Source organism: Cytobacillus citreus, from assembly GCF_018343665.1.
GTDB lineage: Bacteria > Bacillota > Bacilli > Bacillales > Cytobacillaceae > Cytobacillus > Cytobacillus citreus.
On sequence record NZ_JAGYPM010000005.1, the window covers coordinates 48,178 to 67,586 of the forward strand.

Annotated in this window: 20 protein-coding genes; 6 read left to right on the plus strand and 14 right to left on the minus strand. The window is 37.8% G+C overall.

Annotated elements, in window-relative coordinates; genetic code table 11:
- Nucleotides 1-12: 12 nt before the first annotated feature.
- From KHA94_RS20625 to KHA94_RS20685, 13 genes are all read right to left on the minus strand, one after another.
- A complete protein-coding gene (locus KHA94_RS20625; protein WP_213104011.1) occupies nt 13-879 on the minus strand; it encodes a PhnE/PtxC family ABC transporter permease in 867 nt (288 codons plus the stop codon).
- The gene (locus KHA94_RS20630) at nt 879-1,664 is read right to left on the minus strand and encodes an ABC transporter permease subunit (RefSeq protein WP_213104189.1); all 786 of its coding nucleotides are present in this window, start codon (nt 1,662-1,664) and stop codon (nt 879-881) included. The genes KHA94_RS20625 and KHA94_RS20630 overlap by 1 nt, the downstream gene beginning before the upstream one ends.
- Nucleotides 1,654-2,442, minus strand: coding sequence for a phosphonate ABC transporter ATP-binding protein (phnC, locus tag KHA94_RS20635; protein ID WP_213104012.1), 789 nt, complete (start codon nt 2,440-2,442; stop codon nt 1,654-1,656). Before phnC ends, KHA94_RS20630 begins: the two co-directional genes overlap by 11 nt.
- Nucleotides 2,443-2,779: 337 nt before the next feature.
- Nucleotides 2,780-3,814: a phosphate/phosphite/phosphonate ABC transporter substrate-binding protein gene (gene phnD / locus KHA94_RS20640; protein WP_213104013.1), complete on the minus strand. Its 1,035-nt coding sequence runs from the start codon at nt 3,812-3,814 to the stop codon at nt 2,780-2,782.
- Between the two features lie 214 nt (nt 3,815-4,028).
- Nucleotides 4,029-4,739: a phosphonate C-P lyase system protein PhnL gene (locus tag KHA94_RS20645; RefSeq protein WP_213104014.1), complete on the minus strand. Its 711-nt coding sequence runs from the start codon at nt 4,737-4,739 to the stop codon at nt 4,029-4,031.
- 22 nt (nt 4,740-4,761) lie between these two features.
- Nucleotides 4,762-5,940, minus strand: coding sequence for a phosphonate metabolism protein PhnM (gene phnM, locus KHA94_RS20650; RefSeq protein WP_213104015.1), 1,179 nt, complete (start codon nt 5,938-5,940; stop codon nt 4,762-4,764).
- Nucleotides 5,941-5,979: 39 nt separating this feature from the next.
- Complete coding sequence (locus KHA94_RS20655; RefSeq protein ID WP_213104016.1) at nt 5,980-6,819, minus strand: ATP-binding cassette domain-containing protein; 840 nt, start codon at nt 6,817-6,819, stop codon at nt 5,980-5,982.
- A complete protein-coding gene (locus KHA94_RS20660; RefSeq protein ID WP_213104017.1) occupies nt 6,820-7,674 on the minus strand; it encodes an alpha-D-ribose 1-methylphosphonate 5-phosphate C-P-lyase PhnJ in 855 nt (284 codons plus the stop codon).
- Nucleotides 7,658-8,797: a carbon-phosphorus lyase complex subunit PhnI gene (locus KHA94_RS20665; RefSeq protein ID WP_213104018.1), complete on the minus strand. Its 1,140-nt coding sequence runs from the start codon at nt 8,795-8,797 to the stop codon at nt 7,658-7,660. Before KHA94_RS20665 ends, KHA94_RS20660 begins: the two co-directional genes overlap by 17 nt.
- Nucleotides 8,798-8,804: 7 nt before the next feature.
- Nucleotides 8,805-9,395 carry a phosphonate C-P lyase system protein PhnH gene (phnH, locus tag KHA94_RS20670; protein WP_213104019.1) on the minus strand — a complete coding sequence of 197 codons (591 nt, stop codon included), beginning with the start codon at nt 9,393-9,395 and terminating at the stop codon, nt 8,805-8,807.
- 15 nt (nt 9,396-9,410) lie between these two features.
- Nucleotides 9,411-9,836: a phosphonate C-P lyase system protein PhnG gene (gene phnG, locus KHA94_RS20675; RefSeq protein ID WP_213104020.1), complete on the minus strand. Its 426-nt coding sequence runs from the start codon at nt 9,834-9,836 to the stop codon at nt 9,411-9,413.
- A 109-nt stretch (nt 9,837-9,945) separates the two neighbouring features.
- On the minus strand, nt 9,946-10,647 hold the full coding sequence (locus KHA94_RS20680; protein WP_213104021.1) for a GntR family transcriptional regulator: 702 nt from the start codon (nt 10,645-10,647) through the stop codon (nt 9,946-9,948).
- 126 nt (nt 10,648-10,773) lie between these two features.
- Nucleotides 10,774-11,640 carry a PHP domain-containing protein gene (locus KHA94_RS20685; protein ID WP_213104022.1) on the minus strand — a complete coding sequence of 289 codons (867 nt, stop codon included), beginning with the start codon at nt 11,638-11,640 and terminating at the stop codon, nt 10,774-10,776.
- 231 nt (nt 11,641-11,871) lie between these two features.
- On the opposite strand from KHA94_RS20685, the gene mgtE reads away from it, so the two are divergent.
- Both mgtE and KHA94_RS20695 read left to right on the plus strand, forming a co-directional pair.
- Nucleotides 11,872-13,230 (plus strand): magnesium transporter, encoded by a 1,359-nt coding sequence (gene mgtE, locus KHA94_RS20690; protein WP_213104023.1) that lies wholly within the window; start codon nt 11,872-11,874, stop codon nt 13,228-13,230.
- A gap of 158 nt (nt 13,231-13,388) precedes the next feature.
- Nucleotides 13,389-14,582 (plus strand): FtsW/RodA/SpoVE family cell cycle protein, encoded by a 1,194-nt coding sequence (locus KHA94_RS20695; protein ID WP_213104024.1) that lies wholly within the window; start codon nt 13,389-13,391, stop codon nt 14,580-14,582.
- A gap of 93 nt (nt 14,583-14,675) precedes the next feature.
- Here KHA94_RS20695 and KHA94_RS20700 read toward each other — a convergent pair whose 3' ends face one another.
- Nucleotides 14,676-15,545, minus strand: coding sequence for a sulfite exporter TauE/SafE family protein (locus KHA94_RS20700; protein ID WP_213104025.1), 870 nt, complete (start codon nt 15,543-15,545; stop codon nt 14,676-14,678).
- A 242-nt stretch (nt 15,546-15,787) separates the two neighbouring features.
- On the opposite strand from KHA94_RS20700, the gene KHA94_RS20705 reads away from it, so the two are divergent.
- From KHA94_RS20705 to KHA94_RS20720, 4 genes are all read left to right on the plus strand, one after another.
- Nucleotides 15,788-16,369 (plus strand): YqaA family protein, encoded by a 582-nt coding sequence (locus KHA94_RS20705; protein ID WP_213104026.1) that lies wholly within the window; start codon nt 15,788-15,790, stop codon nt 16,367-16,369.
- Between the two features lie 142 nt (nt 16,370-16,511).
- Nucleotides 16,512-16,949, plus strand: coding sequence for a Dps family protein (locus tag KHA94_RS20710; protein WP_213104027.1), 438 nt, complete (start codon nt 16,512-16,514; stop codon nt 16,947-16,949).
- Between the two features lie 517 nt (nt 16,950-17,466).
- On the plus strand, nt 17,467-18,129 hold the full coding sequence (locus tag KHA94_RS20715; RefSeq protein WP_213104028.1) for a VC0807 family protein: 663 nt from the start codon (nt 17,467-17,469) through the stop codon (nt 18,127-18,129).
- Nucleotides 18,130-18,324: 195 nt separating this feature from the next.
- Nucleotides 18,325-19,218, plus strand: coding sequence for an EamA family transporter (locus KHA94_RS20720; protein WP_213104029.1), 894 nt, complete (start codon nt 18,325-18,327; stop codon nt 19,216-19,218).
- Nucleotides 19,219-19,409 lie beyond the last annotated feature (191 nt).

Consider the following 19,409-nt stretch of genomic DNA (forward strand, 5'->3'; position numbering starts at 1 on the left):
TTACAAAAAAGCTTATATATTCACTTTTAACCTCTTTTTTATTTGGGTTGCGAGGACTTCAAGCAAAATGGCTATGACAAGTATAAAGTAAGTAACAGCACCAATTTCTCTAATGTCATAGTAAAAACTGCTTGCCATAAACATGTCAAACCCAATTCCTCCTGCACCTGCAGCTGCTCCCATCGCAACAGCGACAGCAAAATTAATTTCAAATCTCATAAATGTCCATGAAATCATATAACTAATTGACGAAGGAATAACTGCTTGAAAAACGATTTGCCACCAGCTCGCTCCGCTTGCCTGCAGTGCCTCAATCACACCCTTATCTAGCTCTTCAAATGATTCTGAGTATGCCTTGATTAGATAGCTAATCGAATGAAAAGTCATTCCAATGACAGCTGCAACACTGCCAAGGCCAGCTGCAACGGCAAAAATCAACACCCAAAGTACAGTAGGAACAGCTCTAATAAAGGCAGCAAAGCCTTTAATGACTACTGAAACCCGCTTAGATGATAGGTTTTGAGCAGCAAATAAGCTAAGAAATACAGCAATAATCGCACCGAACACTGTCGTTAAAAATGCGAGACCTAGCGTGATCATCACTTGATATAAGGCATGAGAAAAGCTAAAGTGGCTTAAGTGAGGCTCCAAGAACATCACTTTAACATTTTTAGCTGTTCCTATCATCCCCTGAACAAAGTTCACATCTTTCACGTCGATCGTATAGAAGGTATAAGCAGTAAGCAATACTAATACAACGAGTGTGCCTCTCAAAACAAGAGATGCTTTCGTTAATGGCCTTATACGGATTCGCTTTGAAGGAGAGTTAGATATTAAAGTCTGAGACGATATTTTTTCAATTTTTTCATCTGCCTCCATTATAAAATCACCCTCCTTACATAGTTGGATATAAGTTCTATAAATAATATAGAGACAACAATCACTATGACAACTAGACTTGCTGTATGATAATTCAAGCTTTTGTAATAAAGATCAAAGGCAAAACCTATGCCAGAGCCAGCCAAAAGACCAACTAATGTTGCACTTCGGATATTTGTTTCGACCATAAACAGAACCCAGCTGATTATTTGGGGAATACAGGACGGAATGACAGATTGAAAAATAATCGTAAAATAGCTTGCCCCTGTAGCTTTCAATGCTTCTACAGAACTGCTGCTTACCTCATCAATCGTTTCTACAAACGCTCTTGTTAAAAACCCAAATGAACCGAAGAAAAGGGCAAAATAACCTGTTAAAGGACTTTGTCCAAATGAAAAAAGCAAAATCATTGCCCATGCTGCCGTATCAATATTACGAAATACAGTTGCAATACCTCTGCAGATTCCTCCAAAAAAAGCGTTCACTCTCGTTGCAGTCGATCCAAATATAGCAAAAATCATTGCAAGCAATGCCGCCACGGTCGTTGCAGCAATCGAAATAAGCAATGTTTCTTTCATTTTGTCCAATATATCAGGAAGCTTTGTTAACGATTCCTTCGTCGGATAAAAATTAGAAAATGACCATTGAATCGCTTTTGGAACCGAAGCGATTCCTTTTGCAATGCTGAATTCAGTAATTGTTGCAGCAATAAAAGTAACGAAACATACTAAAAGGATAAAAACAGCTGTGTTCAGCTTCTTTTTCTTAAAAATATCAGCCTGCATGGATTTCACCCATATCAAAAATTAGTTTTCCTGCTTCGGATCCATATATGCGATGAATATCATCAGGTGTAATATTTTTTGGTGAGCCATTATAAACGACTTGGCCGCCATTAATTCCGATAATTGTATCCGAATACTTCAAAGCCACATCTACTTGGTGGAGATTAACAAGGACAGTAATACCCATTTTGACAGATATATTTTTCAAATGATCCATAATCACCTTAGATGAACTTGGATCTAAGGAAGCAATAGGTTCATCACAAAGCAGCATCCTAGGATTTTGGATAAGGGCACGCGCAATGCCTACACGCTGCTTTTGGCCTCCGCTCAGCTGGTCTGAACGTTTAAAAATTTGTTCATTCAACCCAAGCACATTTAATATTTTTATAGCCTGCTGCTTTTCTTCTTCCGTATAAATCCCAAGCATCCCTGCAAAGGTAGTTTTAAATCCTAATCTGCCGTGAAGAGTGTTTTCGATAACTGTTAGCCGATTCACTAAATTATAGTGCTGAAAGATCATACCGATTTTTGTACGCGTTTTTTTCAGTTCTCTTTTATTTAAACTAAGAATGTTCACGTTATCAAAATTGATTTCTCCGCTTGAAGCATCAATCATCCGATTAATACACCGAAGGAGAGTTGATTTTCCTGCCCCAGATGGGCCAATGATGGACACAAACTCTCCTTCTCGTACAGAGAAGTTAACATCGGATAACGCCTTGGTATCATTGCCAAACTTTTTCGATACATGTGCTACTTCCAGTAACGCTGTCATATGTTAACTTCCTTTCAAAAAAGAATAAAGTGAAACTTCCATCTGTGGGGGTTTTTCGACGCACAGGACGTGCTAGTGCCAACGTTGCCACAGGATGTGGCGTTCGTAGTCGGCTTCCATCCCCACTGATGGTTGGTTGAACCAATCACGCTCAAAACGCCACGTCCTGTTGCTTTCGCCTGACTAGGGCATCGTGTCCGTCGTCGGGCCTTTACGGGCAGTTGATCCTCCACTTTAATTCTCTCGCAACCTTGAAGCGGGGGTCTTACTGCCCGTTAATCTGCGATAAACCTGTTATTATGATCACAGCTATAGGAATGACTACATGAATACAATGCTATTTAGACAGCTCACGTATCGGATTGAACCAGTCATCCTCTGCTTGAACTAATCGTTCATTTCCAGACTTTCTCTTAAATAAGCCTTTAACTTCTGAATCCTCTGGCACAAATATTTTTTCATTTTTTGCAACTTCATCTGAAGTTAAGGTTTCAAGGAGCTTTTTCTGGATATCCTCACTAACTGTCTCTGTATTCACAACGAACGGAGAATTTAAGACAGGAGCCACAGAAATAAGTGTAAATTCCTTTCCTGTTACAGTATTAAATGGTTCAGCTGCGTCCGCTCTTACTTTATAGATAGCACCTGGTCTATTTTCTTCCCCATCTGCAAGTTCTACGTAGTTGTTCACACATGTATCACAAAACGCTGCTACATCTGCTTTTCCAGTTAATAGATTAACGGCCGAGCCTTGATGGGAACCACCATAAAGTACTTCACTAAAAAATTTATCTTTGCCACCCTCAAGTAAATCTTCAGCAGTTAAATCTTTAAATTCATCTTTTTTGCTAAAGTAATCGACAATACCAGTCGATGGAACTTTAAATCCTGACGTAGAGCTGTTTGAAACAAATGAAAATTTTTGCCCAGCGATTTTATCAATGGAGAAACTGCCTCCGTCTTTGTATGAATCAGCATTGTCCTTTAGAACAGCTAGCCAGCTATAATAAACGGCATCATCGAGTGTGCCAGATTCTCCACTTGGAACTACTAATGGCTGCACCTTTTTATTTTTATTATTCGCTTCAATATATCCTTGGGCTCCTAAAAATGCTAAATCTGCATTTCCATTTGCGATCGCTTCAATTGCAACAAGATAGTCTGTTGTCGTTTTATGCTCGATTTTCTTCCCTGTTGCTTTTTCTAATACCTCACTAATAGCTTCACGTGTTTCGCCTAAATCTGCTCCTGATTCATTTGGCAGCCAAGCTATTGTCAGTGTATCTTTTTCTTTTGAACCTGCCGAAGAAGAACAGCCTGCTAAAACAACAAACATGATTAAGGAAATAATAGACAACATCGCTTTTTTCATTTTCAACTCTCCCTCTTATTCATTAAAACATTCATTTTCAAAATAATTCGCCATTTCCTTCATTAACTATAGCTGTTGAAAATCAAGCTGCTATTTAAAATTTTTTAATAATAGATTAAAAGATTGTTAATTATTTCAATATCGTACAGTTTTCGCTTATGTCGCATGCTTTTTCGATATCTCGGTCAGTTTTCGTTAATATCTTCCACTTAAACTAATAAGAAATAGAGTTAGACAGCATTCCGTTTTGCATGCTGTATTCTCTGTCACATAGATTTTCCATAAATTCTAGATCATGAAAAATTCCGAGCATCGTTGTTCCTTCTTTTATTAGCTGCTCAATAAGAACCTTCACTTTCATTTTCGAGTCTAGATCTAAGCTTGCTGTCGGTTCATCAAGAAGTAGAAGCCTAGGTCTTTTTACCATTGCTCTTGCAATATTAAGCCTTAATTTTTCACCACCAGAGAATGTTGCGGGATAGCTGTCCCAAAGCTCCTTATCTAATTCAAAGTGTTCAAGCATTTTTTCTGTTTCCCAATCTGCTTTCTCCTGAGGAGTTCCCATTTCCATTAGGGATTGCTTAACTAGCTCTCTTGCTGACGTTCTAGGCATAACACTTAAAAATTGTGATACATAGCCAATCTCGTGTTTGCGCAAGTAGATCATTTCCCTTGCAGTAGCAGTCGTGAGATTAATTGGACCATATTTTTTAGAGTTATACCTGATACTTCCTTCTTGTATCTTGTAAGTTCCATAAATACTCTTCAGTATGGTTGATTTCCCACTACCGCTTTTTCCTGTTATGCCAATAAATTCACCTTGTTTTAATGAGATATCAATACCGCTGACGGCATGGATTTTTTTTCCGAGATTGTGCAGAGTAAATATCTTGGACAAGTTTTTAATTTCTAATAGATGCTCCATCTGCTCACCCGCTTTCGTTTGATCAAATGCGATAGTTTGTTTTTTGAATCAGTTTCCCATCAACAAAAACTCCTGTTATGACTGGAAAACCATCTGCTAATCTTTCAATGATGAGAAGATCCGCCTTCTTCCCTTCTCGAATAGAGCCAATTTCGTTCTCCAATTTCACAGCTTTTGCAGGGTTAAGTGTTACAAGCTTCATCATTTCAACCAAATCTAGCCCAATATTTTCTGTTAAATTGAAAATCGAATGGAGTAAAGCAGCTGGATAATAGTCGCTGCATAGAATATCAATCACACCATGCTTAATGGCTTCTGCTGCACTTAAATTTCCGCTATGTGATCTGCCGAGAAGAACATTCGGTGCTCCTGCAATTGTATATAGACCCATCTCTTTCGCTTTTTTAGCGATCTCAAGTGTAATCGGAAATTCACTAATTGTAGTACCGATGCTTTTTACAAGCTCGAGTTTTTCCAATGAATCATCATCATGAGAGGCAACAGCAATTCCTCTTTCAGTGGCCATATTAGCGACTTCTCGCATATCATCAATTGAGATCTTATCCTTAACTTGATGGCGATGTATAATGGCATCAATCGCTTCATCACTTATATTGTTATAGCTTTTTACAGTGCTTCGATAAATTTCAAGATGGCGGTATTGACCCTGCCCTGGTGAATGATCCATAAAAGAAACTAAGTGAACTTTATTCTCATCAATATATTTCTTTAGATTTTCAAGTTCTTCCGTATTATCAATCTCAAAACGAGCATGAAATCGGTGGCGAATTAAATGCTTTATATAATGAGTTTCTTCTATTAAATCAATGAATTGCTTTACATTTTCAGGCTCCCTTATCGGTTTATATTCGTATTCACTTGATTTATAAAGAGATAGGGAATGAAACATCGTTGTAATGCCATGGGTAATGAGCTGCTTTTCCGTCTCCCTTAAACTTAAATGGAAGTCCATAAGAGTCGTTGGCCTAGGAGCCGCCATATGCTCAATATAATCAGAGTGGATATCAATAAATCCAGGTGAAACATAGCCTCCTAAAGCATCAATGACTTCTACATTGTAGCCAGTCTGAATTTCTCCACTTCTTGCGATTCTGCTAATCTTGTTATCTGCTATTAAAAGGTCAAAGCCTTCTAAAATAGCTTCCTCTGTAATCAGCCTTCCATTTTTAATTAAAAACAAATGCGATTCCCCCATTGTTTTAGTCTAATCCTCAAATGATTAAAGCATCGAATGAACGAGCTGCTGTGTATAGCTAGCTTGAGGATCTTCTAGAATTTGATCTGTCAGCCCTTCTTCGATCACCTTTCCTTCAAGCATGACGAATGTCCGATCTGCTAACATTCTGATTACACTTAAATCATGTGACACAAGTACAATGCTTATGTTTAACTCTCTTTGCAATTCCTTAATTAAATCTAGAACACTCGCCTGGACTGATAGATCGAGCCCTGTTGTCACTTCATCAAGAAGAAGAAGCGGAGGATTATTCGATAGCGCCTTTGCAATTTGAACACGCTGCTGCATGCCTCCAGAGAATTTTTTCGGAGCCTCCTTACGCCGATGAACAGGGATATTGACTTTATCAAGTAGCTCGATCCCTCTTGATTCCATCATCTTGACATGACGGTTTCCAGCTGAAATAAGCTTTTCTGCAATATTGCCAATAGAGGAGAAATCCATTTTTAAACCTAATAGAGGATTTTGATAGACTTTTCCCATCACATTATTGCGAATATATCTTTTTTGCTGGGCTGATTGTTGAAATAGATTTTTTTCCCCATTCTCATAGACTGATATATAGGCTTCTCCATCTGTCACTTCCTGATCAAAATACAGACACTTCATTAAGGTTGACTTTCCACTGCCGCTTTCCCCTACAATTCCAACTACTTCTCCTGGGTGGACATCAAAGGAAATATCTTGACAGGCATAAACTGTTCCGCAGGATGGACAATAGTTTTTAAGTAATGAGGCTTTATTGACACATTTCAGACATCCACGGCCATATTGCTTGTTTAAATGCTTAACAGATAGAACTGGTCTTTCATATCCTGTCATTTATTTCACTCCTGCTAACTTCTTCTCATTTATCATTTCAAGGCAATAGCTTGTATCATTGCACAGATAATAACTTTCCCCTATCTCTTCATCAATTAGTTCATCTAAAAATACATCATCAGCACCGCATAACCTGCAATGTTTATTTTCAAAGGACTCGCCTTTAAATGGATAATCATCAAATGCAAGAGAGACTACTTTCGTATAGGGCGGAACGGCATAAACCTTCTTTTCCCTTCCAGCGCCAAGTAGAATTAACGCCTTACAATGATCCATTTTCGTATTATCGAATCGGGGAATCGGACTTGGTGCCATTACATACCGATCCTGAACCATAACAGGATGATCAGCATCCGTCGTCATCGTCCCATAGTTCATAATTTGTTCAAACAGCATAAGCCATGCTCCGCTATATTCCTTTTCGGCATGAAGCTTCTTCGTTTCATGCTCGCTTGGCTCAAAAAATCTGAGCGGCTCAGGGATTGGCACCTGCAAAACAAGTATTTGCTCTTTCGTTAGAGGAACTTCAGGTATCCGATGCCTTGATTGAATTAACGTCGCGTCACAAGTATGCTCAGTCGCCACCACACCAGTCGTATCCGAAACAAGCTTTTTAATGCTGACGGCATTGACCGATTCATCGGAGCCTTGATCAATCACTTTTAGAACATCATTTTTACCTATTAGTGAGAGTGTTAGCTGTAAGCCCCCTGTTCCCCACCCGCGTCCAATTGGCATTTCCCTTGAAGCAAAAGGAACTTGATAACCAGGAATGGCAATTGCCTTCAATGTTGCTCTTCTAATCTCCCTTTTTGACCCTTCATCGAAAAAGGCAAAATTATAAGCTTTGTTCAACCATACTCACCTCATCCTTCTTACTAGTAGTTTTCGTCTTTCTTACACTGTCGAGCTTTGACTGGAATGTGACATAGTGCGGCATTTTCAAGTGAGAGATAAAACCTGTCGATTCAACAGAATCAATGTGATAGAGAACAAATTCTTCATTATGACTAGGAAATGCATGATTCGGATGCTCGAGGCTATAATCGAGAATACTCATGGAAATGGCCTTTGTTTCGTTTTGCCCGAAGCAAAGACCATATCCTACTTCAAAATCAAGATCCTTCTCGCCATACTCTCTTTCAACTGCTACAGGTATCAGCATTTCCACCTCCGTAACCTTTACTTCTCCGATGTAATAATCATCCTCCTCTTCTCCAAGTTCAAAAGGATGGCTAATATGAATTGGCAATTGCCCTACACGAAGCTCTCCAACAGTTGGATGAACAGCTCCATATCCACGAATAGATGCATAAGCAAGAGAAGTAACTGCACCTGTTTGTCCTCTTGTTAAAATTTGCAATCGTTCGCTGCGGCTTGATGGAAATTCAAGGCTTTTTCGTGTCACATCATGAGGCTCTACATCATTGTTGCCGCATGGAGCAATTAAGCCTTCCTCTCTTAAATAATCAAGTACCTTTGGAAAGGTTAAGCTGATTATTTCGGATTTTTCACTATTATGACCGATTTCTTCATTGAATTTAGATAGCCATTCTTGCGCTTCCTTTTCACTTTCATTCATGAGAGAAAAATTAAGAAGACGATGTGTATAATCAGTAGTAGCTCCTAGAAGCTGTCCACCGGGAATATCCTTAAAGCTTGCAGAAATCCTTCTTTCTACCTTTATTTCTTCCGATTCAATCACTTTCGAATAATGCTTTCTTGGCAAAGTAGAACGATAGGCTCTTAAAAGGAAAACAGCCTCTTCTGGGTTTCCTTCTGCCTGCTTAATGGCCAATGCTGCTAATGTTTCATGATAAAGACTACTTTCTGACATCACTTGATCGATGAGTCCCCGTAATCCAGCCTCAATATTTTTAATATCAAGCACTAAGCCCTTCTGCAGCCGTTCACTTGTCAATCGATTAATCGATTCTTCAATGGCAATCGTTCCACCCTTTACTGCTACATATCCCATTTATCCATCACCTGCTTACTGTAATTTGAGTTGTACGCGGCAAAGATAGAAGCTGATCCTTTGCATCAACAAATATGAGTTCAACGCCAAGTGGAAATTGTTCATTTTTCTTCTGACGAATTTCCACCCAATTTTCTAAAGAAAGTACGTTAATTTGCTCCATGTTTTTGATACCAGGTCCTTTCATATCAAGACCTTTCTCATTTGCCATTTCCCCGACCTCCACAATAACTGTTGCTGATTCATGCGGGTTTTGAGGTGTCCCAATTTTTGCTTGTTCAATTGCTTTTTCCAACGATCCTTTTGGAGCATCACTAAGAACAAAAATATAATCTGCTTGTTTGCCATCGGCTTTCTTCGCATACGTAAATTGATTGATTTGCCTTGTTATTACATCTTCTCTTTCTGAATAAACTTTGAAAGAAGCCTCTTGATCTAGTAAAGTTAAAGCAAGCAGCACGAGACTCTTAAAGCATTCTGGTAAAATATCAACATGAACAGCTTGTTCTTTTAAATTAGAAATAACACCAGGTCTTGCAGTAGAGTTCACCAGATGTCTATACACAGACTGGAGATCATGAACAACGTCTAACTTCAAGCTTTTCCCCTCCATTTATGAAACATCCATCGTTTCAAAGCTTACCTTCGTTTTCAAAATTTCTTGATTATGAGCAATTTTTTGCTCAAGAAGCTCTTTTTCCTTTTCCTCAAGAATAGAAGTCCATGCTCTTGTTTCCCTTAGGCTTGCTCCATAGGCTGCATCAATGATAGCAAGGTAGTAAGCGAGTTTTGGTTTATCTCCTTTTACAATGCCAATCCCGATGGAATCTTGAATTTTCACTTTACATTCAGTAACGAAAACCTCTCCTAGATAAAACAAGCTTTTCTTTGCCGTTTCTCGAACCTTTAACATGACTAGACCATTTTCTGGCTCTTGGACAACCTTTAATAAATAAATTTGTTCAATTTCTTTTGCCAATTCCTCGGCTAATTCATCTGGGCTATTGATTAATATTTCTGTTCTTCGCTTTCTTTTCATCTATAGACCTCCAATTTGTTTTGGTCACCTTTAAGATATCTTGTTGCCAACCTGCTGAATGTTAAAAAGATGTAAAAACCAATCATAATTTGTAAAGTTTTTTTTCCTTTTAAATCACATAGGTGAAGCGATCACTTCTATATAGAATTCTTGAATATTCAAGAACCTTGCCAGATTTTACATCTATGCAGCCAGCCTCTAACTGTAAAAGAGGAATTAGACTTGAACAATTTAATAAGTTTCTTTCATATACACTAGGAAAAATAATGCTTAAAGAGCTTTCTGTTGATGTGAATTTTTCAAATCCACTGCTGCGATAGTATTGAAAAATAGAGGTAATCTGATGACCGTCTGTTTCAATCTCACGAAATATGGATTGGGGCAAATAAGAAATATGAATAGCTATTGGGCAATTATCCAGCATTCTTAATCGGCCAATTTTATAAACGACATCATGTTTATCAATTCCAAGGGCTTGAAAAATCTTTTGGTTATAAGAAATTTCTTCACAAAAAACATTCTTTGTGATTAATTCATATTGAAGTTCTTTCATTTTTTCAGTGAAGCTTACGTCCCCAGTAAGAATAAGAGGAATTCGAAGTTTGCTTTCTTGCACATAGCTGCCTTTGCCTTGTCTAGCGTATACAAGACCTTGCTCCTGGAGCTGTTCATATGCTTTTCGTACAACCATTCTCGGTACTTTAAATTGATCAGCAAGCTCGTTTTCTGAAGGAAGCTTATCGTTCGGTTTATATAATCCACCATGAATAGCTGAGGTGAGCACATCAATTAATGCAGCTTTATCACACATAAAACTCAACTTCCTTTCTAGTGAAAGTGAAACTTTATTCAGCGGTGTCTTTCTTACTGTCCGTTAATCAGCAATAAAATCTTTAAACAAAATGAGCCCTAATCATCTGACTAGGACTTTTGTTCATTACAAAATAGACTTCACGATCGGTTTTATTCTCGTTTTTAAAGCATTCACACACTCGATTCCAGGACTTTTGCTTCCGATTAATACTTCTTTTTCTCCGTATGCTCCATGGAAATCTGAGCCGCCTGTCATGATAAGATGATAATGCTCCGCAAATTGCATGGCCATTCCCTCATCCTCTTTCGTATGGAGAGGATGCCATACTTCAATTCCCTGCAGGCCTAATTCAACAAGTTCAGGAATCATTTCGAAATTTCTATATTGTCCTGGATGCGCAAGCACAGGTACACCGCCAGCATCAATAATGGCTTTGACAGCCAATTTAGCATCTACATATTCAATTGGAACAAAAGCAATTCCAGGCTGCTCACCGTTTCCTCCGCGATTAAATAGCTTTTTATAAAGATCTCCATAAATAGAATCTGTGTAGCCTGCCTCTATTAAAGCCTGCATAATATGCTGCTTATACACACCTGTACCGCCTTTAGCAATGGCTTTACAGCGCTCCCAAGTTATGCTATATCCAGCTGCAATTAAGCGTGTGACCATTTCCATTGATGCAAAGCTGCGTTTTTCAGAAAATGGCTGACATAGATGAAGAAGTGAAGCATGATCAGGCTCAATAAAATAACCTAGAATATGAACTCTGCGGTTTCTTTTAAAATCAAAACCAGAAATTTCAATGCCAGGGATGATTTCTATTTGTTTCTCTTTACCTATTTCCATCATTTCTTTTAAATCTCTTGTTGTATCATGATTGGTAATCGCTATATGACTGACTCCTTGCTCCACTGCTAATTCTAATATTTCCGCAAATGTTGAAGAGCCATCCGATATTCTTGTATGACAATGCAACTCAACCTTCATATCCCCACCCACCTTCATAACATTTGCTTATATCCTAACTTGTTACCATGTGACGAAGATTAATTTATTGTAAAATACTTGTAAAAGTCTTTTATCAGTGTTCGTTTAACAATTTTTAGAAGCTAAAATTTTTACCGAATTGCCTTTTCAATCTTCTATTTATTTTTTTATAATGAACAAGGCATGTTACTATAGATAAAGAACACTTTCTGAGAAAGGAGTGTGAGACGTTTGATTCAGAACATGACTGAAAACCAAATCACTCTTCACATCATAAAAACGTTAAAAGAAAATAAAAAAAAGGAATTTGAAACGATTCTCGACGAATTGCAGCCATATGATGTTGCTCAGATATATGAGAATCTGCCGGAAAAACATAAAACACGCTTTTTGCTTTTTATGAATGTTGATACCCTCGCTGATTTGATTCAAGAGCTAAGCAAAGAGGATCAGCTTGAGGTTTTGAATAAACTAGGAATTGAAAAAACTGGGGAAGTTCTTGATTTAATGGATAATGATGACTTGGCCCTTCTCTTGGATGATTTATCTCCTGAAAAAATAGCTTCTCTTTTATCTGGAATGAAGAAAAGCGAATCGCAAATCGTTCAGAATATCATGAATTATCCTCCGGAAACAGCTGGAAGGCTCATGACCAACCGCTTCGTTTGGATTCGAGATTACTATACGGTTTTGGATGCGGTTGGAAAGCTGAAATCTTTTGCTGAGTTTGCAGAAACAATTAATTACCTATATGTCATCGATCAAGACCGAAAGCTTGTTGGTGTTGTTTCATACCGCGACCTTCTTATCGCGGAGCCGAGTGAATTAATCAGAAATATTATGTATGAACGGGTCATTTCCGTTAATGTCATGACCGATCAAGAGGAAGTAGCAAGGCTAGTCGAAAGATATGACTTTATGGCAATTCCTGTTGTCAATGAGGGGAATGTCTTAATGGGGATTGCAACCGTTGACGATATCATTGACGTTGTTATTCAGGAAGCAAATGAAGATTTTGAAAAGCTATCTGCAACAGGAAAGTCGATTGATTTTGAAACAAAAACCTTTGTAGCGGCCTACCGAAGATTGCCTTGGCTGATTTTGCTCTTATTCATCGGGATTATATCCGGCAGCATTATTAGTGGGTACGAAAAGACATTGGAGAAAGTCGTTGCACTAGCTTTCTTTATGCCCATGATTGCTGGTATGACAGGAAATACAGGCACACAATCACTCGCTGTTGTTGTCAGAGGTCTCGCCTCTAATGATATTGATAAAAAAGTGGTTTCTAAGCTAATCATGAGGGAATTCGGTGTAAGCTTAATCATTGGCTTAATTTGTGGGGTCCTTATTTACCTCATTGCATTTTTTTGGCAAGGAAGTGCGATATTAGGATTAGTTGTAGGCAGCTCCTTATTTCTTACTTTAATTATTGGAACTTTGGCGGGAACAATTATTCCACTTATACTGTTCAAGCTAAACATTGACCCTGCTGTGGCATCAGGACCTCTCATTACGACCTTAAATGATATTTTCTCACTTGTGACGTATTTTGGGATTGCTACTTTGTTTATAAATCATTTAATGTGAAGCACGGTCACATATCCGTGCTTTTTGATATGCTTTTTTGGAAACCATCCCGTCTTTTTTTTCGTCTAAATAAATATGGATGGGAATTGATTGAAAGGTTTTTTCTTCTTTGTTACGATAAAATTGGAAAGAATGAATGGGAAACAGGTGCATGCTTAATGAATAAACCTATAAAGGTTTCAGAACGGTTCGATTGGACTTTATGTTTAATATTATTTTTATTTTTTCTTATCAGCTGTATTACGATATATAGTGGTCAGGCATCGGGACAATATGGGGATATTAATTTCGTATTAGGCCAAATTAAAAATTACATTGTCGGTGTGGTTATTGTTGCCGTTGTTATGTATTTTGACAGTGAACAAATAAAAAGACTGTCATGGGTTCTATACGGATTAGGCATTTTATTGCTCATTGGACTGTTTATAGCGCCCGAAAGTTTAGTCACGGAAACAAAGGGAGCTAAACTTTGGTATAAAACCCCTATTGGTTCGATCCAGCCATCAGAGTTTGTTAAAGTCTTCCTTATCATCGCGCTTAGTAAAGTCATTGTTGATCATTATGAAAAGTTTATAGTAAAGACGCTTAAAACAGATTTATTTCTCTTTTTTAAGCTCGGAATCGTGACTGCTGTTCCGCTTTGTTTAATTATTGGTGATGATTTAGGTACAGCGCTTGTTATCATGGCTATTTTTGCAGGAATTGTTTTAGTATCAGGAATCTCTTGGAAAATCATCGTTTCTATTTTTGGGTTAGCTGGAACGCTTGCCGGGACCATTTTCGCTCTTGTCATATACGCTCCCGAATTTTTAGAAAAATATTTAAAGGTAGATACTTACCAATTTTACCGAATATATTCCTGGCTCGATCCTGTCGGCCACAAACAAGGGGCTGGCATGCAGTTATATAATTCCATGCAAGCCATTGGATCTGGTCAATTAACCGGAAAAGGATTTAGTGAAAGCCAAGTATATATCCCTGACAGGCATACAGATTTCATATTTAGTGTTATTGGGGAAGAGTATGGATTTATCGGTGCGAGCTTTGTTATCGGTCTATACTTCCTGCTCATTTACCATATAACTAAAACAGCTCTTGATACGAAGGATCCCTTTAACACCTATATTTGTGTCGGGATCATTAGTATGATCACCTTCCATGTTTTTCAAAATATCGGCATGACCATCCAAGTATTGCCGATCACAGGTATTCCCCTACCCTTTATCAGTTATGGAGGAAGCTCTTTAATGGCAAACATGATGGCGATGGGGCTAATTTTCAGTATTAGATATCATGAAAAAGCGTATATGTTTGGTTCTGACTCTAAATATCTGGCCAAAAAGGCTAATTGAGCATTGAATCATGTCGTAGGAATGGAAATCGGTACGTTGGCCCGATTTCCTTTTTTCGTGCAAAAAAAGTCGAGCAAGTATGCCCGACTCTCTTTATTCTGATTCATTTACTTTTGCCTTAAAACTGCGAATCTTCATGATTGATCTGATAAAGAAATACAAAATAAAGCATCCTAATAAAATAAGTCCTGCTAAACTTAAGTCGATAAGCTTAAAAATAACGCTTATTAACGTAGCAATATAAATGCCGCTTAGAAGGAGGCTTATTTCTTTATTTTCATAATATCTTGTCAGCTTAGCACCGAAGGAAGAGCCAATTAATCCCCCTGCTACAAGCAACAAGCTTACTTTATAATTAATAGGAACAGTGAAAGCATAGGATAAGAAGGCTGCTGGAACGATAAGAAAAATCGTAAACAAACTCGTACCAATCGCTTTCTTTGGCTCAAAGCCTAAAAAGGAAACTGAAAGCGGCACAATAATAAAACCCCCGCCTACCCCTAAAGTTGTAGACGCAAATCCTGCAAAGGCACCTATAAAAATCATTTTTAAGAGAGATGGAGAAATGGGCTCCTCTACGAACGTAGTTGTCTTTTTCCCTTGTTTAAACATTTTCAACGCAAAATAAGATAATAACATGATATAAAATATTGGAATAACCCATTCATCCATTCCACGTTTTTCAAGAAAAATGACAAATGGACGTGCAAGCTGAGTAGATGCCATTCCACTCACACCGAGGATCAGACCATTTTTCCAAAGAATATTCTTATAGCGAATATGAGTCGTAATTCCTGAAAATGAGGTCCCTAGTGTAAATAATAAGCTTGTCGTCACAGCCTCAATCGGAGAAAATCCAAGCAACATGAGCAAAGGGGTCAAAATAAATCCCCCGCCTACTCCAAAAAATCCTGATAATACACTGATACACGCACCTAGTAAAAAAAATAATATGATAGTCATTTAAAGACTCCTTACTGAATCCGACCTTTCCTTCTATTGTAGATGATAATTCCACATAATGGGCTATTTTTTTTTAAGAGCCCCTACTGCTTGTCGGACTTGCACAGGATGTACTGATATAGTCGATTTAGTATATTGTGTTATATTTTCAATCTACGAGCTTTCTTGTCCATATTTAACACATGACGTACAATACTTGAAAATGATATACTTCACTTAGCATATTAAAGGAGAACATAATTATGTCTGAAATGATTCATGTAATTGAAGAATGGCTGATGGAATACGGAGTATGGGGACTATTTTTTGTATCCTTTGCAGATTCTTCATTTTTCCCTATTCCCCCTGATGTTTTATTAATTCCAATGGGAATATCAAATCCTGATCGTGTCCTTTGGTTTGCATTCATTACGACTGTTGCCTCTGTTCTAGGAGCCATTTTTGGCTGGTTTATCGGAAAAAAACTTGGACGACCTGTTTTAAGGTTAATTATTTCTGAAGAAAAAATAAAAAAAGTGGAAGACTATTTTTCAAAATACGGACCGATGGCCATTCTTATATCTGCTTTTACGCCTATACCATATAAAGTGTTTACGATTTTCGCAGGTATTTCTAAGATCCCTCTTCGCGTTTTGGTTATCTGGTCGATAATCGGCCGTGGAGCGCGCTTCTTTTTGGAAGCCACAATCATTGTCATGCTTGGAGCAAAGGCAAAGCCTTTTATTGAGGAAAATTTCTCTCTCATAACGATTATTGGAAGCACTCTAATTGCTGTTGCTTACATTATTTATATGATCATCCGCAAAAAAAAGAAAAAGAAATAAGGACAAAAATCCCGGATATGTTTTTCGGGTTTTTTTATATAGAATATTAATTAATAATAATTATAAATTAATATTGATTTTAATTTTGTATTTGTTATAATAAATATATAAGAAAAAGAAATGAACTTGGGAGGAATTTAGAATGGAAAACTTATATTCTGCATTAAATGTTCAAATCGCAAACTGGAGTGTCCTTTATACAAAGCTGCACCGCTATCATTGGTTTGTAAAAGGACCATTATTCTTTACACTTCATGAAAAATTCGAGGAACTATACAATGAAGCTGCTACAGTAGTCGATGAAGTAGCCGAGCGCCTTCTTGCAAGTGGCGGAACTCCTGTTGCGACAATGAAAGAATATTTAAGCATAGCAACGATTGCAGAATCCAATGGTGAAACTACCGCTGATGAAATGGTTTCTAGCTTAGTTGCAGACTATAATCAATTAAAAGCCGAGCTAAAGGAATTAGCTGAGTTGGCAGATCAACACGATCATGATGTCATTAATGATCTTGCTGTAGGATTACTCGTAAAGCTTGATGCACATATTTGGATGCTAAATGCTTATTTAGGAAAATAAGAATAAAGTGAAACTTCCATCAGTGGGGGTTTTCTTTCATCCCCCACTGATGGTTAGTTGCGACCCACAGGAAGTGGGTCACGCAGACGTTGCCACACGATGTGGCGCTTTTAGTCTGTGTTCATTTTGTGGGCCTTTACGGGCAGTTGATCCCCACTTAGGTTTCTTCAATTCTCTCGCAACCTTGAAGGGGGGGCTTACTGCCCGTTAATCTGCGATAAAAGCGCAAGTGCCTTGAATAGTACAAGCTGATGGCGCTCATAGCTAGACTATTAAAAAATGCTGGAAGAGTCAGTGAGATTAATCACTGGCTCTTTTTTTTTAGCTTATAAGAAAGATTAGGTTTATTAGAGTGATAAAGTTTTTTTGAGAAGTGTCTGTAAATAATATCGCCAATGAAAAAGCTAAAGCTTTTCGCCTAAGGACTTTAGTGCAAACCAAATTTTTCTAATTCCAAAAGAGGAATTTCATTCTATATAGTGAACTAAATAAATATCTATATATAGGATGTCGTGCTTTGAAAAATAATATTGTTTTGCTTGATATTATCTTTTACGTAGTCTTTCCGTTAATGGTGTGGAATTTGGGGCGGGATTGGCTTGGGGATTACTTAGCGATGATCCTTTCAACCGTTCCTGGCATTCTTTATAGCCTCTACCGCTTCTTTGAGCTTAAGAAAGTAAACTTCTTCGGAATTTTTTTACTAACAAATTTAATCATCACTTTCCTTATCGATGTTCTTGCTGGATCCGCCATACAGCTGCTATGGAATAATGTTATTTATTCATTTATTTTAGGCTTCATTTTCTTTGGAACCGTTTTGGTGAGGAAGCCAATTTTCCTCTATATGGCGCTTGATTTATCCGAAATGCAAGGCAATGACCGTAATGAAATGAAAGCTCTCTTCTTTGGAAAAAAAATATTAACGATATTCAGATGGATTACTGCTGGTTTTGCTCTAAAATTTATTATTCTGGCAGCGATAAAAACTTGGCTTATTCAGCAATACGGAGTGGAAGCCTTTGATAAAGGAATTATCATAAGACAAATATTAAATTGGGGCTTTACCATTGTATCTTTGAGCGGCTTTTATTTTATCAACAAGGAGCTAGGAAAGACCGCTCCCCCTGCCAATGGCGAAACACCAAACAGTGAAAATCCTTTTTTTAGAAAAACTTAGCGTTCGGCAAGTCCTTTCGGTGAATGCTTAGTCTTTCTTATGCGATCTTAATAGCAGATACAAAATCGATATTTGTATTTTAATTTAATGGTTAATAGACTGAAGCTTTCCAATTAGCTAAAATAATCGCCAAGGCTCTTTTAAAAAGTGTTATGATATTCACATTGATCATCATTTTTAAGGAGCCATGAAAAAATGAACAACTTCAAGTATTCACTATCGATTTTCATCGGTGCCTGCAGCTATGGAGTTTTGGCTTCGATTGTCAAAACGGGATTACAAGCTGGTCATACCGTTTATGAGCTAATTGGCAGTCAATATCTTTTCGGATTTTTGCTGCTTTTACTTACTATTCCTTTTATCAAACGGGTAAAGATCTCTTTAAAACAGGCTGGGGCACTCATGATGACTGGTACTGCCTTAAGCTTAACTGGGATTTTTTATGGATTAAGCCTTGATCGTGTTCCTGCTTCACTTGCCATTGTCCTCTTGTTTCAATTTACTTGGCTGGGAATCTTAATTGAAGCACTATTTGAAAGGAAATGGCCGAGCAAAAATAAGATTATTTCTGCAATCTTTCTGATTCTTGGTACCATTTTTGCTAGTAATCTGATCTCTAGCAGCGGTCAGCCTATTCAATTTGATGGACTTATTTATGGATTGCTATCTGCTATTACGTATGCCATATTTATTTTTGCAAGTGGGAAAGTGGCAGCTGGAGTACCTAGTATTCAGCGAAGTATCTTTATTACTTTGGGTGGTCTTCTGATTCTAGTATTCATTGCTGGTCCCATTCTTTTCAAAACTGGCATTCACTTAGATGGTTTATGGAAATATAGCTTATCTATGGCCTTTTTTGGAGCCATTTTCCCGATTGTTCTCTTTGCTATTGGCACACCGAAAATTGATGTAGGTCTTGCTACAATTGTTGGATCCGCAGAACTTCCTGCAGCGATTTTTGCGGCCGCGCTCATTTTAGATGAAAAAATTTCCAGTGTTCAAATGATTGGGATCGTACTCATTTTAATTGGGATTTCCATTCCACAGCTTCGATTTAGAAGTTTTTCTAGAAGTAGATTAGGATCATAGAAAAGCGGAAGCGCCTTCCGAACAATCTAAGAGCAGATTGTTCCTGCGATGATTATTCTAAGGAGCTTTCCTTAGTGCTCACCCTAAGGCAAGCACAAGATGAGCCTCTCGGAAAGGTGTTCTTTACCTTTCTGAGAGGGTTGGCTTGTGACCTCGAGGTCGACAAAAACGCGACGTCCTCCCAAAATCTT